At 46.8% G+C, this 26,733-nt stretch carries 22 protein-coding genes; 7 read left to right on the forward strand and 15 right to left on the reverse strand.

What is annotated here, in order from left to right; genetic code table 11:
- Positions 1-3 precede the first annotated feature (3 nt).
- The 6 genes from ADJ74_RS09785 (at position 4) to ADJ74_RS09810 (ending at position 8,914) form a co-directional block, all read left to right on the forward strand.
- Complete coding sequence (locus ADJ74_RS09785) at positions 4-1,434, forward strand: LCP family protein (protein ID WP_050343884.1); 1,431 nt, start codon at positions 4-6, stop codon at positions 1,432-1,434.
- 1 nt (position 1,435) lies between these two features.
- Entirely contained in the window at positions 1,436-3,364 is a 1,929-nt protein-coding gene (locus ADJ74_RS09790) for an ABC-F family ATP-binding cassette domain-containing protein (RefSeq protein WP_050343886.1), read from the forward strand.
- On the forward strand, positions 3,342-5,510 hold the full coding sequence (locus ADJ74_RS09795; RefSeq protein ID WP_050343888.1) for an ATP-dependent RecD-like DNA helicase: 2,169 nt from the start codon (positions 3,342-3,344) through the stop codon (positions 5,508-5,510). The genes ADJ74_RS09790 and ADJ74_RS09795 overlap by 23 nt, the downstream gene beginning before the upstream one ends.
- A 109-nt stretch (positions 5,511-5,619) precedes the next feature.
- The gene (locus ADJ74_RS09800; RefSeq protein WP_050343890.1) at positions 5,620-6,246 is read left to right on the forward strand and encodes a DUF47 domain-containing protein; all 627 of its coding nucleotides are present in this window, start codon (positions 5,620-5,622) and stop codon (positions 6,244-6,246) included.
- Positions 6,239-7,237: an inorganic phosphate transporter gene (locus tag ADJ74_RS09805; protein ID WP_050343892.1), complete on the forward strand. Its 999-nt coding sequence runs from the start codon at positions 6,239-6,241 to the stop codon at positions 7,235-7,237. The genes ADJ74_RS09800 and ADJ74_RS09805 overlap by 8 nt, the downstream gene beginning before the upstream one ends.
- 54 nt (positions 7,238-7,291) lie before the next feature.
- Complete coding sequence (locus ADJ74_RS09810) at positions 7,292-8,914, forward strand: nucleoside kinase (RefSeq protein ID WP_050343894.1); 1,623 nt, start codon at positions 7,292-7,294, stop codon at positions 8,912-8,914.
- A gap of 54 nt (positions 8,915-8,968) precedes the next feature.
- Here the strand turns inward: ADJ74_RS09810 and ADJ74_RS09815 are convergent, their stop codons facing one another.
- The 9 genes from ADJ74_RS09815 to hisG form a co-directional block, all read right to left on the reverse strand.
- Positions 8,969-10,357 (reverse strand): pyruvate carboxylase subunit B, encoded by a 1,389-nt coding sequence (locus tag ADJ74_RS09815; protein ID WP_050343895.1) that lies wholly within the window; start codon positions 10,355-10,357, stop codon positions 8,969-8,971.
- Between the two features lie 187 nt (positions 10,358-10,544).
- Positions 10,545-11,249, reverse strand: coding sequence for a bifunctional phosphoribosyl-AMP cyclohydrolase/phosphoribosyl-ATP diphosphatase HisIE (hisIE, locus tag ADJ74_RS09820; protein ID WP_039981499.1), 705 nt, complete (start codon positions 11,247-11,249; stop codon positions 10,545-10,547).
- Positions 11,249-12,016, reverse strand: a complete 768-nt coding sequence (gene hisF, locus ADJ74_RS09825; RefSeq protein ID WP_009442153.1) for an imidazole glycerol phosphate synthase subunit HisF — start codon at positions 12,014-12,016, stop codon at positions 11,249-11,251. Before hisF ends, hisIE begins: the two co-directional genes overlap by 1 nt.
- 36 nt (positions 12,017-12,052) lie before the next feature.
- The gene (hisA, locus tag ADJ74_RS09830; RefSeq protein ID WP_050343897.1) at positions 12,053-12,775 is read right to left on the reverse strand and encodes a 1-(5-phosphoribosyl)-5-[(5-phosphoribosylamino)methylideneamino]imidazole-4-carboxamide isomerase; all 723 of its coding nucleotides are present in this window, start codon (positions 12,773-12,775) and stop codon (positions 12,053-12,055) included.
- A gap of 14 nt (positions 12,776-12,789) precedes the next feature.
- Positions 12,790-13,401: an imidazole glycerol phosphate synthase subunit HisH gene (gene hisH, locus ADJ74_RS09835; RefSeq protein ID WP_050343900.1), complete on the reverse strand. Its 612-nt coding sequence runs from the start codon at positions 13,399-13,401 to the stop codon at positions 12,790-12,792.
- Positions 13,402-13,410: 9 nt separating this feature from the next.
- Positions 13,411-14,010: an imidazoleglycerol-phosphate dehydratase HisB gene (gene hisB / locus ADJ74_RS09840; protein WP_050343902.1), complete on the reverse strand. Its 600-nt coding sequence runs from the start codon at positions 14,008-14,010 to the stop codon at positions 13,411-13,413.
- Positions 14,007-15,071 carry a histidinol-phosphate transaminase gene (gene hisC / locus ADJ74_RS09845; protein ID WP_050343904.1) on the reverse strand — a complete coding sequence of 355 codons (1,065 nt, stop codon included), beginning with the start codon at positions 15,069-15,071 and terminating at the stop codon, positions 14,007-14,009. Before hisC ends, hisB begins: the two co-directional genes overlap by 4 nt.
- The gene (gene hisD, locus ADJ74_RS09850; protein WP_050343906.1) at positions 15,065-16,411 is read right to left on the reverse strand and encodes a histidinol dehydrogenase; all 1,347 of its coding nucleotides are present in this window, start codon (positions 16,409-16,411) and stop codon (positions 15,065-15,067) included. The genes hisC and hisD overlap by 7 nt, the downstream gene beginning before the upstream one ends.
- A complete protein-coding gene (gene hisG / locus ADJ74_RS09855) occupies positions 16,408-17,073 on the reverse strand; it encodes an ATP phosphoribosyltransferase (RefSeq protein WP_050343908.1) in 666 nt (221 codons plus the stop codon). Before hisG ends, hisD begins: the two co-directional genes overlap by 4 nt.
- 154 nt (positions 17,074-17,227) lie before the next feature.
- Between hisG and ADJ74_RS09860 the strand changes: the two genes are divergently transcribed.
- Positions 17,228-18,181 (forward strand): D-2-hydroxyacid dehydrogenase, encoded by a 954-nt coding sequence (locus ADJ74_RS09860; RefSeq protein WP_050343910.1) that lies wholly within the window; start codon positions 17,228-17,230, stop codon positions 18,179-18,181.
- Between the two features lie 78 nt (positions 18,182-18,259).
- On the opposite strand, the gene ADJ74_RS09865 is transcribed toward ADJ74_RS09860, so the two are convergent.
- The 6 genes from ADJ74_RS09865 to ADJ74_RS09890 all read right to left on the reverse strand — a co-directional run bounded on the left by ADJ74_RS09865 (position 18,260) and on the right by ADJ74_RS09890 (position 26,700).
- Positions 18,260-18,790: a hypothetical protein gene (locus ADJ74_RS09865; RefSeq protein ID WP_050343912.1), complete on the reverse strand. Its 531-nt coding sequence runs from the start codon at positions 18,788-18,790 to the stop codon at positions 18,260-18,262.
- On the reverse strand, positions 18,787-19,986 hold the full coding sequence (gene hisZ / locus ADJ74_RS09870) for an ATP phosphoribosyltransferase regulatory subunit (RefSeq protein ID WP_050343914.1): 1,200 nt from the start codon (positions 19,984-19,986) through the stop codon (positions 18,787-18,789). Before hisZ ends, ADJ74_RS09865 begins: the two co-directional genes overlap by 4 nt.
- A complete protein-coding gene (locus tag ADJ74_RS09875; RefSeq protein ID WP_009442163.1) occupies positions 19,955-20,281 on the reverse strand; it encodes a YerC/YecD family TrpR-related protein in 327 nt (108 codons plus the stop codon). Before ADJ74_RS09875 ends, hisZ begins: the two co-directional genes overlap by 32 nt.
- Before the next feature lie 83 nt (positions 20,282-20,364).
- Positions 20,365-21,321 carry an HlyD family secretion protein gene (locus ADJ74_RS09880; RefSeq protein WP_253271700.1) on the reverse strand — a complete coding sequence of 319 codons (957 nt, stop codon included), beginning with the start codon at positions 21,319-21,321 and terminating at the stop codon, positions 20,365-20,367.
- A 58-nt stretch (positions 21,322-21,379) separates the two neighbouring features.
- Positions 21,380-23,998, reverse strand: a complete 2,619-nt coding sequence (gene alaS / locus ADJ74_RS09885; RefSeq protein ID WP_253271742.1) for an alanine--tRNA ligase — start codon at positions 23,996-23,998, stop codon at positions 21,380-21,382.
- Positions 23,999-24,069: 71 nt separating this feature from the next.
- Positions 24,070-26,700 (reverse strand): DNA translocase FtsK, encoded by a 2,631-nt coding sequence (locus tag ADJ74_RS09890; RefSeq protein ID WP_050343920.1) that lies wholly within the window; start codon positions 26,698-26,700, stop codon positions 24,070-24,072.
- Between the last annotated feature and the right edge of the window lie 33 nt (positions 26,701-26,733).

Consider the following 26,733-nt stretch of genomic DNA (forward strand, 5'->3'; position numbering starts at 1 on the left):
TCGATGGCACAAGAACCAGAAATAACTCCATCAGACAAGAAAACAACAGATCGTATGTTCATTAAGTATGCAGGAATTATATTTACGTTTTCATTTATTCTGGTGTGTGCGATTTATTATGCAGGAGGATATTTTTTTTCCAGTTCATTAAAGGAAGCCGATGACGGCACCAGTGTTTCTGACGATCTCGGGTATGTGTTGCTCATGGGAGTAGATCGCAGAGATGACGACATTGGACGGAGCGATACGCTGATGCTTGCCGCCGTCGATGAAAAAAAAGATCGGATATCACTGCTGTCCATCCCTCGCGACACACGCGTTGAAATTGGAAACTATGGATATGATAAAATCAACCATGCGTATGCGTTTGGCGGTCATGATCTGACAATTGCATCCATTCGCAAGCTGCTTGGTGTTCCTGTCTCGCACTATATTTTGATTGACACGTCAGCATTTGAGCGGATTGTCGATGCCGTCGGCGGTGTCGATATCAACGTAGAGAAACGAATGTATTATGAAGACCCCTGGGACGACAATGGCGGTCTTATCATTGACCTTCAGCCCGGCATGCAGCACATGGATGGTGCTCATGCTATTCAGTATGTGCGTTATCGTGATGGGGAAGGGGATATTGGACGTATTTCACGCCAACAACGCTTCATGCGGGCTTTTTTTTCGCGTCTTATATCCCCTGAGATTCTTCCTCGCATCTCTGCCATCATCGGAGAAGTAAAGAATGCAGTTCAGACCGATCTTTCTCTGCGGCAGTTGATTGCGCTGGCAAAACGGTTTAAAAACATTGATGCAGATGGGCTTTCGATGGCTATGGCTGCAGGAGCCCCTGCATATCTTGGCGATGTGAGCTATTGGATCCCAGACATTGTCGCGTCAAGATCACTGCTCATGGAAGGCGTTGGCAGAGAGCTGTCAGCCCCCATGCGTGAAGAGGCCGAACGGGATGCCGATAAATACCGTGCCGATATGCCAGAACGACTGCGCAGAATGATGGAGAACAGCATAAAAGTCAATTTTCCTTCTTCTGACGAACTGCTGGCGGAGGGCGATCGCGTGATCGGCGCACATCGTATCGCCGAAAAAAAAGAATCAAAAGAAGCTGGCGTGGAAAAGCTCCAGGACTCAATGGATCGTATTTCCGTCCTCATTGTTAATTCCAGTGGAATTGATGGTGCAGGGGCAGAGGTAGCAGATACTCTGCAGGCAAAAGGGTTTCGGATTTCAAGTGTAGAGACGGGACGATCATCAGATCGTCCAAAAACTGCAGTCATGACGGCGGATTCGCATGTCAATCTTTTTTATGGCATGCCATTTCCATGCGTTATTATGCCGGTGGAGGGAGCCGGAGAACAGCAGGCAATCATATATATTGGGCGTGACTATCAGTCAACGCGAAAACACAAGGATGGGGAAAGGTAATATGGGGAGTTTTAAGGCGGTCGGTCTGGAAAAATCGTATGGGATACATACACTTTTTTCTCATGTGAACCTTGAAATTATGCGCGGCAATAAAATAGGTCTTGTGGGTGCCAACGGAAGCGGTAAAACCACACTGATGCGTGTTCTCCTTGGGCGGGAAGAGGCGGATGATGGTACAGTGTCTGTCGATCCGACCGATACCATCGGCTACGTTGAGCAGCAGGCAATATTTTCTTCGAAAACACTATATGATGAATTATACAGTGCCTTCTCTGATATTATTTCACTTCGTGAAGAAAAAGAACGGATGGAACGTCGTATCTCCTCCGGACATAACAGTGAAGAAGATCTCAAAGCCTATGGAAATCTTGTGAATCGATTCGAATCCATGAATGGGTATGATTTTGAACGGCATATTCGGCGCGTTGCATTTGGTCTTGGTTTTTCCGAATCGGATTTGTCTAAGGATGTTCATCATTTTTCCGGTGGTCAAACAACACGTATATGTCTTGCCAAAGCGCTTTTGCGTGAACCGGATTTTCTTTTTTTAGACGAGCCGACCAATCATCTGGATATCGGCATGATCGAATGGTTGGAGGAATTCATCCGCTCATACAGAGGTGGTGTGCTTTTAATTTCTCATGATCGTTATTTTCTTGATCGTGTCGCCTCACATATTCTCGAGCTCGAACATCAAACCATTACGTCGTATACAGGAAATTATACGCATTACATACGCATAAAAAATGAGCGCCGCGCAGCACTTCAGCATGCTTACGAAAAACAACAGGACCATATCCGCAAGACAGAAGAATACATTCGCAAGTATAAAGCAGGGATAAAAGCAAAACAGGCGCGTGGCAGACAGAGTCAGCTCAATCGCTTGGAACGCATCGTACTTCCACCTGAAGCAGCACAGTTTCAATTCTTTTCCTTTGCTCCCCCGGAGGAGTGCGCACAGCGTGTTGCGGAGTTTGAGGATGTCTCATTTTCCTATCAGGATGGGCACCGTATTCTTGATCATATCTCCCTCTTAATACGAAAGGGAGACGGTGTCGCACTGATTGGAGAAAATGGTGCAGGAAAGACGACACTCCTCCAAATTCTGGTGGGAGAACGTGAAGCAGAAGGACGTGTGAAGATCGGCAGCCGTGTCAAGATCGGATATTTTTCCCAGCAGCACGAAGGCCTTAATCCCAATAATACGATTTTAGATGAAATTAGCTATACCTACGGATTAAGTGAGGAGACCACACGCAGCTATCTCGGTGCATTTCTCTTTCATGGAGATGATGTGCTCCGGCGTATTGGAGAATTGTCCGGTGGTGAACAGGCACGCGTCGCATTTCTGAAACTGATGCTGACAGGCGCTAATTTTCTTGTTCTGGATGAGCCAACGAACCATCTGGATATACCGGCACGAGAGGCAGTAGAGGAGGCACTTATGGCCTTCCCGGGAACATTTATTGCCGTATCTCACGATCGTTATTTTCTGGATAAGACAGCAAACTGCACATTGGTATTGAACCAAGGAACGATCACGGAGTATCTCGGTGGGTACAGTTACTATCTGATGAAAAAAGAAGAGGAGTCTTCACGGCCACAAGAGCAGGATCAAGTCTCCCAAAAGAAGAAAACAGAACAACCTCCTGCACAAAAAAATAATTCCCATAGACAGTCGTCAGCAAGCACGCTTCCTACGGGCCGCCGTCAGGAAATGGTTGAACGTGCTGAAGCAGAGATCGCTATGGCAGAGGCAGAGCTAAAAGGGTTGGAGTACGAGATGAATTTGTCGGAAACACAATGTGACCCCGAACGCAGCCGTACCATCGCTGCAGCGTATGCAGAAAAGGAGCAGGAAATTTTACAGCGTTATGCTAAGTGGGAGCAGCTGATGGAGGTCGATGATGCAGCTTCAGCAAGATCTTGATTTCAATAACAAGGAAGAACAACTAATCGGTATTGTAGATCATATCATTTTTTCGGCTGCAAATGATGCATTTTCTGTTTTTCGCCTGCGCCTGCAAGGTCAGTCGAAATGTACAGCAACAGTGAACCTTCCCGCACCGCTTCTCGGGCAGGAAGTGCAGTTAAGCGGAACATGGGTTGTTCATCCTCGCTTTGGGAGACAGTTTCGAGCTGTGCAAATGCACGTTAGTGCACCGACGACAACACATGGCATCGAACGGTTTTTGTCTTCCGGCGTGATCGAAGGAATCGGCTCGGCGATGGCACGTCGTATCGTTGAACGTTTTGGTACAGACACGCTAAAGGTCATAGAGAGCACACCACGTCGTCTAACGGAAGTTACCGGGATTGGACCTAAAACGGCAGAGAAAATTACAGCATCCTATCTTAGGCAAAACGAACTGCGTGATATTATGCTTTGGCTGGAAGAGCATGGCGTGACGGGTGGCTATGCTGCACGTATCTTCAAAAAATATGGCTCACTCTCTCTGAAGATGATGGAGACAAATCCATATCAGCTGGCACAAGAAGTAGATGGTATTGGGTTTATCACGGCGGATACGATTGCTGCGGCATGTGGGTGGGAAAAAAACTCAACGGAACGGATTGCAGCAGGCATCCTTTTTGAACTGGCACAAATTGCCTCCAATGGGCATTGCTGCATTCCGGAAACTCTGCTGATTGAGCATACCGCCAAGCGCCTTAGTGTTGAGCACGTTGATATTATGGATGTACTTCGGCGCGAGGTGAAAATGCACCGCATCTATGCCGTGGACGAGATGGGAGAGCGTCTGATTTACTCGCCGCAATTGTATCATGCAGAGGTGGAAACCGCAGATCTTCTCCGCATGCTGAAGCATAAAGCAGAACCAATTCACGTTCACAACCCTGCAGCACTTGTCAGCAAATGGGAGGAAGAACATGAGGTAACACTCGCACAGCAGCAGCGAGATGCCGTGATTGCATCCCTGCTTCATGGCGTTGTCATACTTACTGGCGGCCCTGGCACAGGAAAGACAACAGTCATTCGAAGCATGATTGATATAATGGGAGAGCAGGGGCTGGAGATCCTTCTCGCCGCGCCAACAGGTCGTGCTGCGAAACGCCTTTCAGAAGCGACAGGGGCTCCCGCAGCCACTGTACATCGCATGCTTGAAGCACAAGGGCGTGAAGACGGTGAGATGCATTTTGCGCGTGATGCAGAATGTATGCTTGAGGCAGATGTTGTTATCATCGATGAGGTATCCATGATGGATATTGTGCTGATGCAGCATCTGCTTTCCGCTGTCCTTCCAGGCTCACACATCGTCTTCGTTGGAGATGCAGATCAACTTCCAGCAGTCGGGCCAGGATCGGTATTAAAAGATATTCTTCGTTCGAACGTTTTTCCATGCGTGCGTCTGACACAGATTTTTCGTCAGAATAACAGAGGAACGATTGTGCTCAATGCACATGCAATCAACACTGGATCTATGCCGACATTTACAGGAAGCGATTTCTCCTTCGTTCCAGCAGTATCTGCCGAGGAAGCTGCGAAGCAAGTCCTATCAATTTGCCAATCATTGATCGAAACGGGGCACTCTGTGATGGACATGCAAGTGCTTTCACCCATGCGTCGTGAAGCATGTGGCGTAGATGCACTAAACCGCACACTACAGGAAGCACTCAACCCAGAAACGGAAGACAATGCGTCAATCGCCGGATTTCGCAGCGGCGATAAGGTCATGCAGATACGAAACGACTATACCAAAAATGTTTTCAACGGTGATGTTGGTCGTATTGTATGGATTGATACGGAAAAACTTATCGTACAATACGCAGATGATGTGGATGTCACGTATACGAGGGATGAGTTCGCATCGCTTACACTCGCCTACGTCATGAGTGTACACAAGAGTCAGGGCAGCGAATATAGTACTGTTATTTTACCGCTTGTACGTGCGCATCATATTATGCTGCAGCGTAACCTCCTCTATACGGCTGTCACACGCGCAAAAAAACGTGTGGTTCTTGTCGGAGATCGCACGGCACTCTTTACCGCTGTAAGCAATGATCGAACAAGACGACGCTATACACTCCTCGCTGAGCGACTCGCCGAAAGGATTTGAGTACAGTCAAATTTTGGCTTGCTGTCAATCTGAAATAATGATATTATTGGGGTGTGATTTTTCTGTATGTACCTCCAAGTAAATGTATTCCTGGGGAGGATCTGGATTTATGTTTAATTTCAAACAGAAGGATGATGAGTTCTTTGATCTATTCCTTGAAAGTGCGAAATTCTTTCATGCAGGATCTTTGATTCTGGACGAGGTCATCCAGGATTACAAAACGACAGCGGTTAAGGTCGAAGAAATCAATAAAATTGAACACGAAGCAGATGCTATCAACGACCGTATTATTGACAAGCTGAACCTCACTTTCATTACACCGATTGATCGTGAAGACATATACGCATTGGCAAACAACCTCGATGACGGCGTTGATCTCCTTCAAGGAATATTACAGCGATACGACATGTACCATATGGGGGAACCAATGCCTGGGGCAGTAAACCTGACCAAGTTATTGCTCTCTGCAACAGAGGAGATCGTCCGTGCGGTATCTTTTTTGGGGAATATCCGCAAAAATCAAGTGGGTATATTGGACGCATCGCACAAGATTGAACGTTTTGAAAGTGAAGGCGATCTCATCTACCGTCGTGAAGTTGCCTACCTGTTTGAACACGAGAAGGATCCGATTGAGCTCATTCGCTGGAAAGATGTTCTGGAGCAGCTGGAAGACACGCTGGATCATTGTGAACATATTGCTGATATGCTGCGAGGAGTGGTAATGAAGTATGCCTGATTTGCAGCTATTGATCTTTCTAGTCATTCTGTTGGCATTGATATTCGACTTTATCAACGGTTTTCATGATACAGCGAATGCGATTGCCACTTCTGTTTCCACAAGAGCGATTCATCCGCAGCACGCCATTATTATGGCCGCAGTCCTTAACTTTTTCGGTGCAATGTATAGCACTGGTGTGGCAAAGACTATTGGTTCAGATATCGTAAAATCAGCCTCTCACGTAGATGAACACGTTCTTATTGCTGCGCTCTTCGGCTCTATCGTATGGAATGTGATTACATGGAAGTTTTCGATGCCTTCCAGTAGTTCACATGCACTTGTCGGTGGGGTGATCGGTGCTGTTCTGATGACGTCCTCAGGCGTTGATGGATTAAACTTCACGGGAATCGGAAAAATTGTCCTCTCGTTGATTTTATCTCCTTTAGTTGGTATGGTTTCCGGATGCATCATCATGTTGCTTCTGTTCCGCGTGTTTGGGCATTCACGTCCAACATCCATCAACGGGAAATTCAAGAAGATGCAGATCCTATCGGCTGCTACTATGGCATTTTCTCACGGCTCCAACGATGCACAGAAGTCTATGGGTATCATTACACTCGCCTTATTGGCTGGTGGATACATTGATGCGTTCGAGGTTCCCACCTATGTCAAAATCCTTGCCGCAACTGCAATGGCTTGTGGAACGGCCGTCGGCGGCTGGCGCATCATCAAGACCATCGGAGGTAAGATATTTAAGTTACAACCGATTTCAGGATTTTCGGCGGATTTGAACTCATCCATTATCATATTTGGTGCAACTTTGCTGCATCTGCCTGTGAGTACAACACATGTCGTTTCCGGCTCCATTATGGGGGTAGGAGCAGCAAAACGCATTAACGCTGTTCGATGGGGTGTCGCACAGCAAATGGTAGTAGCGTGGGTGCTGACAATCCCATGCACAGCTATCATGGGTGCAATCACCTACAAAATTGTTACATTCTTTATCTGATGATAACCTGCTCGCGATGGGCAGGTTTTTCTGTAAAGAGAGAAGAGGGTTCTGATGAAAAAAACATTGATGCAGCTTGCACAAGGGGAAGAGCAGAATTACTCCAGTCCGATTGTTGCAGCTAAAATCAACGGTGAAGTACGAGATATACAGTCAGAATATGATCATGATGATGAAATTTCATTTATCGAGTTGAATACTTCCCTTGGATGGAGAATTTATCAGCGCTCCATCCTCTTTCTCTTTATCGTGGCCGTATCCAATATGAACAAAGAAGCAGAGGTCGTCGCCAAGTTTACAGTCAATAAGGGATTATATTGTGAAGTAAAAATCCCAGGAAGACCAATCAACGCGCATTTGATCCATGATATCGAACAAGAAATGCGTGAGATGATTGCGAGCAACACGCCCATCGTCAAGCACAGTATTCCGCGTCAGGAAGCAATTGAACTCTTTCAGGCGCATGGCAAGAGGGGAAAGGCTGCACTGATTGCTTCACTCCCACACTCCATGATCAGTATATATACGTGCCGTAACTATCCCGATTACCTGTATGGAGCGATGCTCCCAGAGACAAAGCTTCTCGGACAGTTTGCATTAGATGTGGAACAATCCGGTGTATTGATACGCACACCAGATGAAATGACAGACGGGAAAATCAGAACGCGTGTAGAGCAACCAAAATTTGGACACATTCTTTCTGAAGCGAAGGAATGGGCGAAGATCTTGGAGTGCCCATACATCTCGGATCTGAATCAGATCAATACTGAACATCGTATGGGAGAGCTCATACGCATATCTGAGGCACTGCAGGAGAAACGTATCGCTCAAATCGCGGATCACATCGCTTCACATCGGAACAATATACGGCTTATTTTGATTGCCGGACCATCATCTTCCGGGAAGACATCCTTTGCTCAGAGACTGCAGATACAGCTTCGCGTCAATGGTCTGCATCCCATTATGATCTCATTGGATGATTATTTTCTGAACCGTGAGGACACGCCACGAAATGAAAAAGGACAGTATGACTATGAGTCGATTGACGCGATCGATACAGCTCTCTTCAATCAAAATATGTTGGAACTCCTAAATGGACATAAGGTACAAATTCCTTACTACAATTTCATTACGGGAAAGAGGGAATGGCGCGATGATAATTTCTTACTGCTGAAAGAAGATCAACCCGTTATTATTGAGGGTATTCATGGCCTAAATGAACGGCTCACCGCAGATATAGCGCGAAAAAACAAATACAAAATATATATTAGTGCATTGACACAGCTGAACATTGATGCACATAATCGTATCCCAACAACGGAGGTGCGCTTCCTTCGCAGATTGGTTCGGGATCATCAATTTCGTGGTGCAAAGGCCATTAAGACAATTAAGCAGTGGCCAGACGTCAGGGCAGGGGAGGAAAAATATATTTTCCCATTTCAGGAGGAAGCCGATGTTTTGTTCAATTCCGCGCTGATCTATGAAATTGGTGTGTTAAAAAAATATGCAGTACCTCTCTTAGAGGCGATAGGCAGAGGGGAAGAGGGATATACAGAAGCGCGATTGATTCTGCGTTTTCTTCAATACGTCAATGAAATTCATGACATCGATGATATCCCCAATAATTCCATCTTTCGAGAATTTATTGGAAAATCGGTATTCTTCAAGGAAAAATAAAAGAAGATGGAACGCGGCGAACCGTGTTCCATCTTCTTTTTTAGATATATTGTTTTACTCTTTTACGTATGCCGTAATCGGCTTGTAGTGTGCCTTGAAGAACTCCTCCGCAACTTGCGGGAAGAGAGCATAGGAGAGAACATCCTCATCGGTCGGATTGAGATATCCTTTTCCTTTCAGTTCTTCCTTAAACTCGTCGAATGTCTTTGCCTTTGCATCTTCGATCGAGCAGTCCTCGATGATATCCTCCGGAGCAATCCCAAGCGTATCGGTCAGGAACTTACGATCGACCTCAACGGGGGTTCTGCCGAATTTTCCACGAGCAAGATCCTTGAACTCATTCGGCACCATCTTGTAACGCTGGCCACTCATAACGTTAAACGTTGCCATAGTTCCAACGATCTGAGAAGAGGGGGTAACGAGCGGCGGATAACCGACATCTTTGCGTACGCGCGGCATCTCGTCGAGAAGATCCTGGTACTTGTCTTCCATGCCGGCTTCTTTGAGCTGGTTAGCAAGATTGGAAAGCATACCGCCAGGAATCTGGAAATCCAACACGTTCGGATTGACGTCAAAGTATCCCTTAAGGTTGAACGTCTTAATGAGATCCTGCTTTACCTTGAGGAAGTACTTGGAGATCGGCGTCATTGCCTGACGGTCAAGCCCGGTATCACGCTCTTCTCCTTCCAGCATCGCAACCATCGTTTCAGTACACGGCTGAGATGTGTCGCTGGAGAAGGGAGCCAGTGCTGTATCGATGATATCAACACCCGCCTCGATGGCTTTCAGATACGTTGCATGACCAAATCCAGAGGTGCAGTGTGTATGGAGATCGATGGGGATCTTCACCGCTGCTTTGAGCTTCTTGACCAGATCCTCAGCAACATATGGCTTCAGCAGGCCTGACATGTCCTTGATGCAGACGGAATGACATCCCATCTTCTCGAGCTCGACAGCCAATTCAACAAAGCTTTCGTTTGTGTGAACCGGGCTGATCGTATATACAAGGCAACCCTGGACATGCGGTTTCTCCGGGCATTTCAGAGCCGAATCAATAGCAACCCTCAGGTTGCGGATATCGTTCAATGCATCAAAGATGCGGAAGACACCGACGCCGTGTGCAGATGCTTTCTGGACAAATTTTTCAACAACATCGTTGGAATAATGATTGTATCCAAGCAGGTTCTGGCCACGAAGGAGCATCTGAATTGGCGTCTTAAGGTTCTTCTTCAGAATATCCAAGCGCTCCCACGGGTCCTCATCGAGGAAACGAAGGCATGTGTCAAATGTGGCACCGCCCCATGCCTCAAGAGCATTGTAGCCGATGGCATCAAGCGCCGCAAGCTGCGGAAGCATGTCCGAAATGCGCATGCGCGTTGCTACCAACGACTGATGTCCGTCGCGGAGGACAGTCTCGGTAATTTTGACCGGATTCTTTGCCATAAAAGAACACTCTCCTTGATTAAAACTATAATCTATAGTTATATAACCCAATATCTAAATTATAGTTTCAAATTGCGTTATTGTCAATGACAAGTTATAAGATTCACATATCTTTTGCTCCAGTTTTTCTTTATTTCACCAGCTATCCATAATTACCATTATGGATAGCTGGTGAAAAACAGAGGGATCACATATCTGGACGTATGCCTGTCTTGCCGGCAAATTTATGATATTTTCCTCCGCTGTTTCTCCGCTTCAATTCTTCCAGCAGATCTTCCGGCGTCATGTTGTGATACGCCAACAAGACGAGACAGTGATACCACAAATCTCCCATCTCATAGAGGACATCTTCGCGAATGTTATTCTTGGAGGCAATGATCGTCTCTGCCGTTTCTTCGGCGAGTTTCTTCAGGATCTTATCCTGTCCTTTATCAAATAGATAGTTGGTATAGGATCCTTCGACTGGATGCAGGCGTCGGCTCTGAATGACCTGATAAAGGGACGCCAAAACTTCAGTCAATGGATGCTCTTCTTTTTCTGTTAGAGGGATAATACTCTTACTGTCTGCGTCATAGAGTTTACGGCCGCTAAAACATGAGTAGGTGCCTGTATGACACGCTACGCCTGACTGCTTGACACGCAGCAATATGGTGTCACCGTCACAATCGTAAGAGATTTCTTTTACGCGTTGGACATTACCTGATGTTTCGCCTTTTTTCCATAGTTTTTGGCGGCTGCGGCTGTAATACCATGCAAATCCGGTCTCTATTGTTTTTTCAAGCGATTCCCGATTCATATATGCCAGCATCAGGACTTGATTGTTTTCTTCCTGTACAATTGCCGGCACCAGCCCTCGGTCGTCAAATTGAATCATTGACATATCTACATTCATCATAATCGAACCCCCAGTCCATGTGACCTAAGATATGTTTTTACCTCTTCTATCGTGAACTCACCATAGTGGAACAGCGACGCAGCAAGAACAGCATCCGCTTTTCCTTTTGTGAGAACATCGTAAAAATGCTGCAGTGTTCCTGCTCCTCCGGAAGCAATCACAGGAACGTTAACGCTTTCTGATACAGCACGTGTAAGTTCTATATCATAGCCGTTTTTTGTCCCATCTGCATCCATGCTCGTCAGCAGAATTTCACCGGCTCCAAGACGTACTGCATCCTTTGCCCACGCTACACAGTCAAGTCCCGTTGCCGTACGCCCACCATTGATATACACTTCCCATGTATCTCTTCCGGTACGACGTGCATCGATTGCGGCGACAATACACTGACGGCCAAATCGTAAAGCACCCTCTCGGATCAATTCTGGATTTTTTACACCGGCGGTATTGACTGCGGTCTTATCGGCTCCCGCCTTGAGTATATGCTGCATATCATCTAGGGTGCTTATTCCGCCGCCAACGGTGAGCGGAATGAATACCTCGGACGCACAGCTAGAGACGACGTGATCCATCGTCTTCCGTTTTTCATGAGATGCTGTGATGTCCAAAAATACAATTTCATCAGCACCTTCTTCATCGTATCGTTTGGCTAATTCGACAGGATCTCCTGCATCCCTTAGTCCAACAAAATTTGTTCCTTTGACAACTCGTCCGTCTTTGACATCCAGACATGGGATGACACGTTTTGCAAAGGTTGTTTGCATGATGATATCAATCCTTTCGAAAGATACACGTATATGTCAGCGCGATGCTGCAATTGCCTCGGTGAGAGTTAGTGTTCCTTCATAAATAGATTTTCCGACAATCACCCCAATGATGCCATCACATTCCCTTTTCTTGAGTTTCTCAATATCGCTGATGGATTTCACTCCGCCCGAGGCAATCACCTTGATCCCGGAGGAACGAGCCAAATGTGCCGTTTCTGTGACGTTCACACCGGAAAGTGTCCCATCACGTGATATATCAGTATAGATGATCGTCTCCAGACCAAATGCGCCGAGTTTTTTCGCAAGCTCTACTGCCGATATGCCGCCTGATTTTTCCCATCCATCCGTTGCGACAATTCCCTTCTTCGCATCAATGCCAACGACGATACGATTTCCGTATGAGCTGCATGCCTCCTGTACCAGTTCCTCTTTATGCACGGCAACAGAGCCTAAGATAACACGCGAAACGCCGATGGAAAGGAGACGATCAATCGATTCCATTGACCGTATGCCGCCTCCGACCTCAACGGGTATTGTCACCGCCTGAAGAATACGCTTTATCGCGTCCATATTCTGCGGCTCTCCAGCAAGAGCTCCATCCAAGTCGACGACGTGAAGAAATTCTGCACCTTCTCCTTCCCAGCGAAGAGCAATTTCTTCGGGATGTTCACTGTAGATCGTTTCTTGTTTGAAATCTCCTTTAACAAGGCGGACACAGTTCCCGCCGCGTAAATCAATAGCAGGGAGAATCAGCATAAAAACCCTTCCTATCAACAGTTTGCAAAATTCCTTATCATCGCCAGCCCGATTTTCCCGGATTTTTCCGGATGAAACTGCGTTGCCATGATGTGCTCAGAAGCAATCGATGCGGTGATCTCCTCTCCATAGCAACATGTCGATGAAATTATCGAAGGATCTGAAGGAACCGCATGGTAGCTGTGTACAAAATAAACATAAGAGGCATCCGGGATGTTTTTGAGCAGTCCACTCCTCCTATAATTCTCTTCGATATGCACGGCATTCCAGCCCATATGCGGTATTTTCTCATTTTTTGCAGAGATTTTTTTCACATGTCCGCGCAGCAGTCCCAGCCCCTGCACATCCGGTGATTCCTCACTGCCCTCAAATAGGATCTGAAGCCCAACACATATTCCAAAAAGTGGTACTCCTTCGGCAATACGCTCTTTTAGCAAAGGAACCAGTCCCGACGCATTGAGTCTGGTCATGCAGTCTCCAAATGCACCCACGCCTGGCAGGACAATTTTATCTGCAGATGTAATATCCTCTGCTCTTTCGCTTACACATACCTCTGCTCCGATTGCCGAAAATGCTTTTTCGACACTAAATAAATTACCTGCCCCATAATCTATTACGGTAATCATGTACTCTCCTTACAGAAGCCCCTTCGTGGAAGGAATCTCGTCACCTGCTCGTGCGTCCTTCTCTATGGCAATACGCAGTGCATGTGCAAGTGCTTTGAACACGGCTTCTACACGGTGATGTGAATTTTTTCCGTATAAAATTTTCACATGAAGTGTGATTCCTGCATGGGAGGAAAAAGCACGCAGAAACTCCTCGGTGAGTTCTGTGTCATAGGTTCCGATCATCGGCGTCATTGGCTCAGTTCCCGGGTCATAACACAAAAACGGACGTCCACTGATGTCCAAGGAGACCATTGCCAACGTTTCGTCCATTGGCAGGAAGAAGGTACCGTATCTGGAAATGCCACGCTTTTCTCCAATGGCTGTCCGAAATGCATCGCCTATGCTGATGCCGATATCCTCCACCGTATGATGTCCATCGACCTCGATATCCCCATGACACGTAACAGTCAAGTCGACACGAGCATGTGCAGCAAACAGCGTGAGCATGTGATCAAAAAATCCAATCCCCGTATCAATATGAGATGTTCCGCTGCCGTCGAGCTCCATGGATACAACGACATCGGTCTCCGCTGTTGTCCGATGAATCTCTGCGTGTCGTGTACTCATGTACGTGCCTCCACATAATCTTTTATTGCGCGAAAAACGGCGTCATTTTCATCGGGTCTTCCCATGGAAATGCGCAGCGTATCCTCCAGCCGAGGTGCATTGTGAAAACTACGCACGCCAATTCCCTGATGGATCAATTCATCATTTAGCGCGCATGCTCCTGTATAATGAATCAGGATAAAATTAGTATATGACGGATATACCGTTACACCGCGCAGATGTTTGTATTTTTCCTGCATACGATCACGTTCTCCGCAGATCATTTGGATCTGCGGTTCAAATTCAGCGCGCATTTGAAAGACTGTGTCTGCCGTGGTCAAGGATAACGTATTGATATGATACGGCATATATGTTTTCGCAGCCATGTCAATAATATCACGATGTGCCAACATATAGCCGACACGACACGAAGCCAAGGAGTAGGCCTTGGAGAAGGTACGTGCAATCATCAAGTGGTCATATTTTTTTAGAAGCGAAACGGCACTCTGATCACAGAATTCTGTGTATGCTTCATCAAGAAGAAAAGCGCAGCGAATTCGCCCAGCAATATAATCTATGGTTTCAATCGACAGGGCATTGCCGGTGGGGTTGTTTGGATTACAAAGAACGGCAAGGGATGCATTGTTTTGATTTACGGCCTGAATGAATGCATCTGCATCAAGAGAATAATCCTCTTGCAGCGGGACAACAACATCCTGCGCCCCGGATGCAGCTGCATAGATTTTATACATAGAAAAGGAAGGTGCCGGGTAAACGATCTTATGCGTGGCATCACCACCAAAGGCATAGAATATCTTTTCAATGATCTCACTGGATCCATTTCCAAGGATAACGTTTTCTTTCCCCCATCCGTAGGCGCATCCTATCTGTTCACATAACATATCGTATTCCAGATTCGGATAGCGTTGGAATGCAACGCGTGATAATCGGGAAAGCACACGTTCCTCGACCAATGGAGGAAGTCCAAGGTTCGATTCATTGGCATTTACTTTGATCTTCCAACCCTGTTCTGTCGTGTCATAGGATGGCATGCGATCCAATCCGTTTCGGTAGTTCAACATATATTGTCTCTCCTTGTCCGAATGGCTCTTGCATGGGCTTCCAGCCCCTCTGTTTCTGCCAGACGGATGATGTCATCACTCACTTCATCAAGCGCTTTTTTCGTATAAGATATGATGCTGGTTCGCTTCATAAAGGTTTCTAGATTGAGGACGGAATAAAACCGTGCTGTTCCTCCTGTCGGAAGAACATGATTCGGTCCTGCGAAATAATCCCCCAATGGCTCCGGAGAATACGCGCCAACAAAGACGGCGCCTGCACATCGGATCTCTGGAAGTAAGTGAAAAGCATCCTTTACGAGAAGTTCAATATGTTCAGGTCCAGAATAGTTCGCAAGATGAACGGATTGTTGAATATTTTCCGTCACGATGATGCGTCCGTTACGTTCCAGTGAGGCAGAAGCAGTCTCCCTTCGCGGCAGACTCTGCAGCTGATCTTGTATTTCACAGCGAACGTTCGATGCCAAGTCCGCACTATCGGTGATTAAGATGCTGGATGCCAGAGGGTCATGTTCGGCCTGGCTGAGCATATCTGCCGCAATATATTTTGGAGAAGCCTCCGCATCCGCTAGGATCAGAATTTCACTGGGGCCCGCGAGCATATCAATATCTACATGCCCGTATACTTCTTTCTTCGCCAAGGTGACAAAAAGATTCCCAGGCCCCGTGATTTTATCGACACGAGGGATACTTTCTGTCCCGTATGCCATAGCGGCAATAGCTTGTGCGCCGCCAACTCTGAATATTTTCTTGATGCCAAGCATGTGTGCTGCAGCCAATACATATGGATTAAGGATGCCGCCTTTGGTTGGAACTGACATAATAATGTCATCAACGCCAGCGACTATGGCAGGTATGGCGTTCATGAGCACAGATGACGGATACGCCGCCGTCCCTCCCGGAACATAAATACCAACGCGCGAGAGTGGAATCACTTCCTGCCCCAAGATCGAGCCATGGGCGCGATAGGTCATCCACGATTTCGGCTTTTGTTCTTCGTGAAAGGCGAAGATATTCTTTGCTGCCCGCTCCAGTGAAGCAAGAACGGCTGCATCCACCTGATCCGCTGCCGCCTGTAACTCTGATTCAGATACCATAATGTCCTTGCTGTTTAGGTCAAGACCATCCAGTAATTTAGTATAACGAAGAAGTGCTTGATCTCCCCCGCTACGTACATCACGAACAATGCGATGAACCAATTCACTTGCGGTCAGGTCTTCGCCGAAAATCTCTTGATTCTTCGCCCGCATGGACGCCCCCAGCTCAATTTCGTCAAAGGCTTTTTTCGTGAGCTGTAATTCAACCTCTTTTATGCCGACATCAGCAACAGAAATGATCTTCATAGGATTTCCCCACTCTCTATGATTGGTCTCAGGTTATTGACAATCTCATTGATTCGATGAAATTTCAGTTTGAAACTCACACGGTTGACAATCAGACGTGCACTCACATCCAAGATGTGAGCGATCTCTTCCAAATCGTTTTCTGCCAGCGTCGTTCCCGTCTCAACAATATCTACAATACTCTCGGACAGTCCAACAATAGGACCGAGTTCAATGGAGCCGTTTAACTTGATGTACTCCATCTGCATCCCCTGCCTTGCAAAAAAACTTTCTGCAACATGAGGGTATTTAGTTGCGACTCTTGTATAGGAATAATCGACCAAACGTCGACGCTTTTCCTTTTTGGGAACAGCCATCATCAAATGACATTTCCCAAAGCCAAGATCCAAAATTTCATATACATCTTTTTGGGATTCCAGCAGAACATCCTTCCCTATGATTCCGATATCCGCAGCACCATATTCGACATAGGTAGGAACATCCGATGTTTTTGCAATGATGAATCGTACCTTTAGGTCTTTATTTTCGATGACAAGTTTACGAGATTTTTCACTCAGGTGATCCGCTGAAAGTCCAACACGATGAAGAAGATTTTTAGAGATGGTAAACAATTTCCCTTTTGGCAAAGCTATCGTCAAATAATCATTCATGTAATTTTCCATAGAAAACAGCTCCAATCCTTTAGTCCATTAAAGAACTAATATGAGCACATACTAGCACGTAAATTCACGATGGTCAATGCTTAAAAAAGGATTTTTCCGGGGAATCTAGAATAATCCCTATGCAAAGGATTCATTTTATGAGAAGGAGATGCAGATGACGCTTCAGATATTATCATTTATCAAATTAAGTGATTCGCAAAAGGATCTCATCCATAAAAGCGGCGACTGCCATATTAACTGCCTGCGTCCCAAAGAAGCTGCTGTTCATTTTGGACAAATCGACATCCTCTTGGGATATGATGCGCAGATGGATATGGATGCATTTCTTCCGCAAATGCCCAATTTAAAGTGGATCCATACGTACAGTGCCGGTGTAGAGCGGCTGCTTGCCAACGAGAACTTCCGACGTTCCGATATTTTATTGACCAACTCACGTGGGATTCACGGTATTCCCATGGCTGAACACATCCTCGGAACGATGCTCTCGTTCAGCCGCTGCCTCATCGAAGCGTGGGAGAATCAAAAAGCACACCACTGGAAGAGGCTCACGGCCCCTGATGAGCTCTATGGAAAGACTGCTGCTGTCGTCGGCCTGGGAAGCATTGGTCGCGAGGTGGCAAAGCATCTAAAGAATGTCGGGATGCGTGTCGTTGCCGTCAAGCGAAAGAAAACGACAGAACCGTTTGTAGATGAACTGTTCGACACAGAGCATCTAGGAGAAGCGTTGTCCAAGGCAGATTATGTGATCGTTACACTTCCTCTGACCCCACAGACACATCAGCTCTTTGACCGCAGAGCATTCAACATGATGAAGGAGACCGCATTCTTTATCAACGTATCCAGAGGTGACGTGGTCAATGAAGATGACCTTGTTGATGCCCTGTCCTCAAAGCGGATTCGTGGGGCTTCCTTAGACGTATTTGCCGAGGAACCACTGCCGGAGGATTCACCGCTATGGGATGTGGAAAATCTTTATATCACTCCACACCACTCATCAATCTCCCCCATGTATCTGGATCGCTCTCTCAAAATTTTCCGCAACAATTTGCAAATCTTTCCGCAGCGGATTGGAATGCTCAATGTCGTAGATAAGATGCGCGGATATTAATGGCATGATTCTCCACGGCGCACCTCCCTGCGTCCCGTTTTTTACCTCGTTCCAACCAAATGAACTGATAGTATAAGCTCAGTTCTCTCCATCAGCTTCCTTCAGAATAGCCAGCACCAGTGAATCCTCCGGTGCTGGTTTTTTTTGATGCTGTGAGATGATTTCTGCTTCTTTTATCGCTCCTATTTTTCGCAATTTATTTGCCCCAAGGATGGGATGGTATTGGCAGATATACAGCGCTGTACCAATTCTTCCGCGATGTCCGTTCGTTTCCCGGATGAAGTATTCAACGAGATGTGGTAGGAAACGATATACAAGGACGGACAGTACCTTCCCCCATACATCAGCCATCCCCTTTTCGCGCCCGATATCATGCAATAGAGCACATCGCGTCAACAGGATATACGCATCGGAATGGACGACGTCATATTGCAGATATTTTTTTTGCGCACTACGTGCGACACGCCATGCATGAAATTGATCCGCTTCGTGCATGGCATAAAACAGCTTCTGCTCTTCTTTGGATAAGTAGCAACGAACGAATGTGTTTGCCTCTGCATCCAAACGTCCGAATACAGCATATAGAAACTGCCGTATACGCTGTATCATGCGAAATACTCAAAAGCAACGTATCCCTTTTGTTTTCCTGAGGATGCCGCTTCATTCTTTGTCTGCGGAACGACAGCAAGCTCTACGACATTGCCCTCATTTCGGAGGGCTTTTGCACGTGTGATCGCCGACTGGATCTGTCCTTCCCCATATCCGATATATACGTCCTTCTGTGCCATTTGTGCATTGACGTTCTGTCGCTTTCGTGCCAGTATAACACGTTCCATCCCAAGGGCGAATCCGGTCGCAGGCATTGGAGCTCCATATTTCCCCAACAGATCATCATAGCGACCGCCCCCGCACAAAGGAAAGCCAAGTCCCGGGGAATATCCTTCAAAGACCATGCCCGTATAATAGTGAAAATCGCGAATTACGCCAAAATCAAAATGCACGTAGTCTGCCAAGTGATATTCTTTCAGGATCGAGTATATTTCCACCAAATTATTCGTTGCATGTTGACTTTCTTGGTTCAATGGGAGTTTGTAAATATGTTCAATGACATCCTCCTTTCCATTCAAAAGAGGAATACTCTTTAGGAGCTCTTTAGAGGCAGAAGAGATAGCGAGTGTGTCAATGAGCTGATTCGTTTGCACAATGTCGTGAGATTCCATCGCATTCTTTAATGCTTCACGATGCGCATCATCGATCCCAAAGGCCGTCATCATTCCTTTGAGGAAGTTCACCTGCCCAATATGAATCTGGAATTCCTTGATTCCACATGCCAGAACAGCCTCGATGGCAAGCGCAATGATCTCTGCATCTGCTGCCGCAGTATTGCATCCCATCAGCTCTACACCTGCTTGATGGAACTCGCATTGACGACCTTCCTGCGTCTGCTCAATGCGAAATACGTTGCCGATATACGATAATTTAAGCGGTGCAGGAAGATCTTTTAATCGACTGCTGACCAAACGCGCAATCGGCGTCGTCATTTCATTGCGCAAGGCAAGAAGTCTATTTTTATTTCCAGAAAGAATAAAGAGGTCATTCTCTTCCTGAATGCGCGAAACAAGAGTTTCCAAATGCTCGATTGTCGGCGTAGCGATCTCGTCATATCCCCATGAGGAAAAGATCTGCGATAGGATTTGATCGAGGTAACGCATTTCAATTACATCAGCAGGAAGCAGATCTCTTGTCCCATATGGGGTTTCTAGGATAGCGTTTTTAGCATTCATCTGTATCTCCTCCGTCCGCATTCACCGAAAGACATCCATTCTTCAGAACGAGTGTGTATCCATCTGCACCATAATTTAGGCAGCGCTTCACACGACTGATTGTTGCCGTGCTTGCACCTGTATGGGCAACAACCTCATCATAGGTATTCCCCCCGTATAACATACGGGCAACATCGAGTCTTTGTGCCATAGCACGAAGTTCGCCAATGGTGCAAAGATCTTCAAAAAATTGATAGCATTCATCAACAGTCTGCAGAGAGAGAACCGCACGAAACAACTGATCAGTGGAAGGATCCTTTCGTCTTTGATCTATCATTTGCCGTTTCCTTTCATAGTATATTCAGCAACAGTATAGCATAGATTCATGCTCACGAAAAGAATGAACAAAACATACATTCCCTACAAAGAAAAGTATAATTCGATTTGATCCGTCTGATGAAGATCAGACCAATCCGTGTTCGGCATAGAGACGGAAATTAAGATAGGGACATCTTCCTCTCCTGAATCATCTGCGGGGGTGATATCTTCTACCGTACCTTCCCTCTTTATTCCATCGAGTGAATAGGTAACGATTTGCCCGAGATAGATTTGTTTTGCCGTATCCGGGGAAACTTCTGCTTCGATTCGTATACGATCCGTGCATTCTATTTCCATAATGTCGCTGTCCGGTTCGAGGACATCTCCATTCTGAACATATAATTGAGAAACGACGCCATCCCATTTTGCATAGATATCAGTGGATGAAGATGGTTCTTTTGCTTTTTTTAACAGTGTTTCTGCCTGATTTAATTGATCTTCTGCTCCTTTTAGGGCAGCAGAGTTGAACGCTATCGATGAAGTTCCCCTATTTTCTTGCACGGAAGACTGTATTTCCTCATACTCCCGAATCGCTTCCTCTTTTTTTGCTGCACTGACCGCCCCCATATCATATAACGCAGACATACGTTCCGCTTTGCTGCGTGCAGCATCAACAGCTTCGTTGGAAATCGGTGAAATCTCTGGCTGATCAGAAACAGCTGCACCAGCGCGAAGCTGGTTAACATTGTTTTGAGCGAGTATCACACTCTGCTGTAAGCGTTGGATGTCTTCGTCAGAAAAAGTCTTTTGTACTGTTACTAGGAGATCTCCTTGTTTTACATGATCTCCGGTACTGACATGGAGTTCCTGTACCATCATGCGATCCGAAGACTGAAGGTGTTTTTTCTCGCAGGAAATAGACGCTTGAGAAACATGAACGCCACGGCTCGTACCTTTTGCATAAATCAATATGCCGGAGATCAAAAGGATCATGCAGATAAATACAATAAGATAACGAATGCTTTTACCCTTGATTTTTTGTGTTATATCCTGTTCCATGTCTCTGCCTTCTAAAAAAGGGCTGTCAGCACGTGACAGCCCGATCATCATGGTTGTATTATTTTCCTGCCTGCTGACGTATGACAAGAACTGCATCGTCAAAGGCCTGTGGCAAGTTCTGCGGCATTTTTCCCCCTGCCTGTGCCATGTCGGGACGTCCACCACCACCGCCGCCAACGGCTTTAGCAGCCACCTTAATGATGTTGCCGGCATGGGCACCATAGGCTACAGCATCTTGGTCTGCCTTAACGACAAGATTCACCTTATCGTTGGCTACCATACCAAGAACGACAATGCCCGCACTGAGCTTTTCGCAGGTAAGATCTGCAATATTGCGAAGCTCATCCATGGAATCCACATTTACTTTTCCAACAATGACGTGGAATTTTCCAATTTCCTGGACATCTGACAGCAGTTTTTGTGCATCTGCTTGATCACGGGAGTCTGCAAAAGCACGTAACTGCTCCTGCATGTTCTTCTTCTCGTCGATCAGTTTATCGACTTGCGTGGGCAGGTCTCCTGCCTTTACTTTCAGCCGCTGAGAAAGTGTACGGATCAGCGCATCCGTTTCTGACACATACTGATATGCCGCACGGCCGGTAATTGCTTCGATACGGCGTACGCCTGCAGCAACACCAGATTCGCCAATGATCTTAAAAAGACCGATCTGTCCTGTGTTGGATACATGAGAACCGCCACACAGCTCGATGCTGAAATTCGGAACCTCGACGACACGGACAATATCACCGTACTTCTCTCCAAAGAGAGCCATTGCACCGCGTTCTTTCGCCACTGCAATTGGCATCGTCGAAATATCGAGATCGATTGAGCTCAGAATTTCTTCATTGACCAAATCCTCGATATCCTGCACCTGCTGCTGTGTCAAAGGTTCAAAGTTCGTAAAATCGAAGCGAAGTCGTTCAGGCGTTACCAAAGATCCTGCCTGATGCACATGATCTCCGACAATTCTCTGAAGCGCTGCCTGAAGGAGATGTGTTGCTGTATGATTACGTGCGGATGATAGCTTATGCACCTCATCCAGCTGAATTTGAACTTTCTCTCCGCGCTGAATCTGGCCTTCCTCAACATACGCCAGGTGATAAACTGTCCCATCAGGAAGTCTTTTCGTATTACGGATAACGATTCGTCCGACATCACTGAGAAGAAGCCCAGCATCTCCCACCTGTCCGCCGCCCTCCGCGTGGAACGGCGTGGTGCTCAGGATGATTCCGGCGCTTTCTCCATCATGCAGCATGTCAACCAGAGTCCCATCGCGCCAAATGGCGACAACGTCGGCCTCGCGAGCCTCTGCGTTTTCGGTCAGGGCTGATGTATCCAATCCGGAAAGATCCGGAACAGCCACAGCCTGGTTCTCAGCCCGCGCACTTCTTGCCCGGTTGCGCTGCTTTTCCATCTCCTGCGCAAATCCAGCATCATCCAACTTGAGGCCATTCTCATGAAGAATTTCCTCAGTGAGTTCACGTGGAAATCCATAGGTATCATAGAGTTTGAATCCGACTTCTCCAGGAAGTATCTGCTGGGCATTTGCTTTCAGCGTGTCAATCTCTTCATTCAGGAGATCAATGCCCTGGACGAGTGTCGCAGCAAACCGTTCTTCTTCAATGCGTATGACACGCTTAATGTATTCCTCTTTCGATACGAGTTCGCTAAAGTCTTTTACATCACCAAAGATTTCGATGACAGCATCAACCGCTCCGTCCAGGAATGGCTTTGTGATGCCCAACATCCGTCCATGACGGATCGCACGCCGTATCGTACGGCGCAACACATATCCTCTTCCCTCATTGGATGGCAGAATTCCGTCCATGATCATAATGACAACAGAACGCGCATGATCGGCGATGACCTTGAGGGATATATCTTTTTGTGGATCAGCGCCATACTCCGTCTGAGATACATTGGCAGCATACTCGATAACAGGATAGAGCAAATCTGTCTCGAAATTTGTCTTCTTATTTTGTACAACAGAAGCAAGACGCTCAAGTCCGCAGCCGGTATCGATGTTTTTATGGGCAAGGAGGTTATACTCACCATCCTCGGTGCGATCATATTGAGTAAAGACGAGATTCCAGATTTCGAGGAATCGATCACAATCGCATCCTACACTGCAGGTCGGGCTGCCACAGCCACGCTCTACTCCAAGATCAATGTATATCTCAGAATCAGGACCGCATGGCCCTGGGCCGATCTCCCAGAAGTTATCTTCCAGTGGGACAATGTGATCCGGGGAAAGACCAGGCTGCTCCAGCCAAATCTGTCGTGCTTCATCATCGTTCGGATAGATGGTTACCCAAAGTTTCTCTTTGGGCAGTTCGATGACTTTGGTCAGAAACTCCCATGCCCAAGGAATTGCTTCTTTCTTGAAGTAGTCTCCAAAGGAGAAGTTTCCGAGCATCTCAAAAAACGTCTGATGCCGCGCTGTACGCCCGACGTTTTCGATATCTCCTGTACGCACACAGCGCTGACAGGTAACGATGCGATGGCGCGGCGGCTTTACCTTACCGGTAAAAAAGGGCTTGAGTGGGGCCATGCCGGCACCGATCAAAAGCAACGTCGGATCATTCTCCGGGACAAGAGAATAGCTTGGCAAACGAAGATGCCCCTTTTTCTCTGCAAAAAAATTAAGATATGCTTCCCGCAGTTCTTTTCCCGTCATATATTTCAATTCAATCGCCCTCCCAGCATTAATTCGTTTGTAAGTATAGCACATTTCATCGGAAAAATATATTACATCAGACTTTTAACCAATTCCATGGCCTGTTCCTGTGACATGAGGATTTCTCTCGGTTTATTCCCTCCCCCGCTCGGGCCAATGATACGCAGTTCCTCCATCGTATCCACCAGTCGTGCCGCTCTGGAGTACCCAACACGAAATCTCCTCTGTATACTGGATGATGAGGCCTGCCCCGTGGACATGACTAGCTCTACGGCATCTGGTAGAAGTTTGTCCTGCTTGACGAGGAATTCATCCTCTTCGGAAGAATCTTCTTCTTTGGAGTCATTCTCAATAAAATCAATGAGCTCTTCGTTTTCACTGACCTCTTGTCCTTGTGCGCGGATGTAGTCCAGAAGCATTTCAACTTCTTCGTCACTGATGAACGCTCCCTGCACACGAATCGGTTTCGGGGCTCCCTGTGGAGAAAAGAGCATATCCCCCTTACCAAGCAAGGTTTCTGCGCCACCGCGGTCCAAAATCGTACGAGAGTCGACCTGTGAGGAGACCGCAAACGAGATGCGAGAAGGAAGATTCGCCTTGATGATGCCCGTAATGACATTGACGGACGGCCGCTGTGTCGCTAGAATCATGTGAATTCCAGCGGCACGCGCTTTCTGTAGGATTCTGCAAATGGAATCTTCCACATCGCGTGGGGATACCATCATAAGATCTGCCAGCTCATCAATCACGATGACGATGAGCGGCATCTTTTCTTCGGCATAACGACGATTGAACGACTTGATGTCACGCACACTGTGTGATGCAAAGACAGCGTATCGCTTCTCCATCTCCTGCACGGCCCAGTTCAGTACGGACGACGCCTTCTTAGGATCCGTCACAACGGGAACCATGAGGTGTGGGATTCCATTGTAATTAGAAAGCTCGACCATTTTCGGATCGATGAGGATGAACTTAACTTCATCCGGAGCAGCTTTGAACAGAATACTGGAAATCAGCGTATTGATGCATACCGATTTACCTGAACCAGTAGCTCCAGCAACCAATAGATGAGGCATTTTCCCAATATCTGCAAAGATCGCCTGCCCGCTGATATCCATGCCAAGACCAACGGTCAGCTTTGACTGCGCCTCTTGGAAGGCAGGATTCTCCAAAACATCACGCAGCTGGACACTTTCCAGGATACGGTTTGGAATCTCAATACCAATGGCAGCTTTTCCCGGCACCGGTTCGATACGAACCGATGTTGTGGCTAGCTGTAAAGCAATATCTTCAGCCAAATTTGTGATTTTACTCACCTTCACACCGGGAGCAGGTTCCAAATCATAACGCGTTACAGCAGGACCGTGACATGCACTAATTACCTTTGCATTCACATGAAAGCTCTCCAGCGTCTGTTGGAGTGTATGTGCGTTTTCTTCGATTTCTTGGTCAAGTGACTCATTCTCTTTCTTCACATGCTTAGAAAGTATATGCGTGACTTTAGGAAGTATATAAGCTGCTTGCCCTTCTGTCTTAGTGTCCGGAGAGCCAATCTGCGCAGAACACATTACTGTAGCTGGTTCAGTATCGTCCTGTCGTTCCTCCTCGTCTGACGCATCCTGTTCCACTGCGTCGGATATCGTATTGTCTGTTTCTTCGATTTCATTTGGTACGATTCTTAGCGCATCAATGGCCTGCTCGTGTGGCGGTGCAGATGAAATTTCCGCCGGTAAATGTTCTTCGCTTTTTTGTATGGAGAATTGAATGGGTGTGTTCTCGTTTTCTTGTTTCAGCGTTGTCAAATAGGCGCCGGAACTTATCTCCTTCTCTGCCACCATGCTTTCTACGGGAGGAGCGACAGGAACAGATTCCTCCTCGGCGATAGGAGTATGTATTTCCAGATCCGCTGACACACTGTCCTGTATCTTTTCTTCGGTGTCATCTGGATGATATTTCGGATCCTCCATCTGACTGTGCTGCTCTACAAAGAGTGGGTCTTTTTCCTGATTGTACGGCATCGTGTCGGTCATCTGATGGACCATCTGTGTTGTCCGCTGCTCAAATTTTTCTGCGACTGTTTCAATTGTCTCACGTGTCGTATGAAGGGCAGCCCCCGCCGCCTGAGCACTTTTCTTTGCCTGTTCACGCGTTTTCATGTAGCCGGATGCCAACGACCATGTCGTCGATAGGAGTATCGAGCCGACGACGAATGTACCCAATAAAATGGCCGCACCGTCTACGCCGAAGAGAGTGCGCAACACAAATAAAACCCCACCGCCAAGAAGTCCACCACCTTCCGAAAGGCTTTGCGGAAGGATCTCTTCACCCACAGGAATGACGAAATGATGCCATATTGACAAAAGGGAGATGAATAAACTGATCACACCGAAGAACTTTTTGGTGTACTGTACGCCGCGATGATGCGTGATATATTGTGTACTGATCAGCAGAACGATAAGGATGGCAAAGAATGCCCCCCAGCCAAATAGATAACGAAATATATCAGCAAAAAAGAATCCAACGAACCCCACGTTAAGACCGAGCAGCCCTATGCCGGAGATCAGTGCGAAGGAAAGCAGGATAAGACCGATGAGTTCGTATTTCCGTCCTGATCCATTGGTCGTCGTATTTCCACGTTTTGCAGAAACAGATTTAGACGGTCGCCGACCAGAACTTTTCTTTTTCAAAAAGAATCCCCCCATATCATATTATGCCTCCGTTCTTGACAGAACGGA

This window comes from Selenomonas sp. oral taxon 478, assembly GCF_001189555.1.
Classification (GTDB): Bacteria; Bacillota; Negativicutes; order Selenomonadales; family Selenomonadaceae; genus Centipeda; species Centipeda felix.

Excerpts from the sequence above, each read along its gene's own strand:
- hisZ (WP_050343914.1), bottom strand. The coding sequence starts at position 19,986 with ATGCGGACGGAGGAGATACAGATGAATGCTAAAAACGCTATCCTAGAA.
- ADJ74_RS09865 (WP_050343912.1), bottom strand. The coding sequence starts at position 18,790 with ATGATACAGCGTATACGGCAGTTTCTATATGCTGTATTCGGACGTTTG.
- hisB (WP_050343902.1), bottom strand. The coding sequence starts at position 14,010 with ATGAGTACACGACACGCAGAGATTCATCGGACAACAGCGGAGACCGAT.
- ADJ74_RS09860 (WP_050343910.1), top strand. The coding sequence starts at position 17,228 with ATGACGCTTCAGATATTATCATTTATCAAATTAAGTGATTCGCAAAAG.
- ADJ74_RS09880 (WP_253271700.1), bottom strand. The coding sequence starts at position 21,321 with ATGGAACAGGATATAACACAAAAAATCAAGGGTAAAAGCATTCGTTAT.
- ADJ74_RS09815 (WP_050343895.1), bottom strand. The coding sequence starts at position 10,357 with ATGGCAAAGAATCCGGTCAAAATTACCGAGACTGTCCTCCGCGACGGA.
- ADJ74_RS09805 (WP_050343892.1), top strand. The coding sequence starts at position 6,239 with ATGCCTGATTTGCAGCTATTGATCTTTCTAGTCATTCTGTTGGCATTG.
- ADJ74_RS09875 (WP_009442163.1), bottom strand. The coding sequence starts at position 20,281 with ATGATAGATCAAAGACGAAAGGATCCTTCCACTGATCAGTTGTTTCGT.
- ADJ74_RS09785 (WP_050343884.1), top strand. The coding sequence starts at position 4 with ATGGCACAAGAACCAGAAATAACTCCATCAGACAAGAAAACAACAGAT.
- hisA (WP_050343897.1), bottom strand. The coding sequence starts at position 12,775 with ATGCTGATTCTCCCTGCTATTGATTTACGCGGCGGGAACTGTGTCCGC.
- hisIE (WP_039981499.1), bottom strand. The coding sequence starts at position 11,249 with ATGAATGTAGATATGTCAATGATTCAATTTGACGACCGAGGGCTGGTG.
- alaS (WP_253271742.1), bottom strand. The coding sequence starts at position 23,998 with ATGACGGGAAAAGAACTGCGGGAAGCATATCTTAATTTTTTTGCAGAG.
- ADJ74_RS09890 (WP_050343920.1), bottom strand. The coding sequence starts at position 26,700 with ATGGGGGGATTCTTTTTGAAAAAGAAAAGTTCTGGTCGGCGACCGTCT.
- ADJ74_RS09800 (WP_050343890.1), top strand. The coding sequence starts at position 5,620 with ATGTTTAATTTCAAACAGAAGGATGATGAGTTCTTTGATCTATTCCTT.
- hisG (WP_050343908.1), bottom strand. The coding sequence starts at position 17,073 with ATGGAAAATTACATGAATGATTATTTGACGATAGCTTTGCCAAAAGGG.
- ADJ74_RS09790 (WP_050343886.1), top strand. The coding sequence starts at position 1,436 with ATGGGGAGTTTTAAGGCGGTCGGTCTGGAAAAATCGTATGGGATACAT.
- ADJ74_RS09810 (WP_050343894.1), top strand. The coding sequence starts at position 7,292 with ATGAAAAAAACATTGATGCAGCTTGCACAAGGGGAAGAGCAGAATTAC.
- hisF (WP_009442153.1), bottom strand. The coding sequence starts at position 12,016 with ATGCAAACAACCTTTGCAAAACGTGTCATCCCATGTCTGGATGTCAAA.
- hisC (WP_050343904.1), bottom strand. The coding sequence starts at position 15,071 with ATGTTGAACTACCGAAACGGATTGGATCGCATGCCATCCTATGACACG.
- hisH (WP_050343900.1), bottom strand. The coding sequence starts at position 13,401 with ATGATTACCGTAATAGATTATGGGGCAGGTAATTTATTTAGTGTCGAA.
- ADJ74_RS09795 (WP_050343888.1), top strand. The coding sequence starts at position 3,342 with ATGCAGCTTCAGCAAGATCTTGATTTCAATAACAAGGAAGAACAACTA.
- hisD (WP_050343906.1), bottom strand. The coding sequence starts at position 16,411 with ATGAAGATCATTTCTGTTGCTGATGTCGGCATAAAAGAGGTTGAATTA.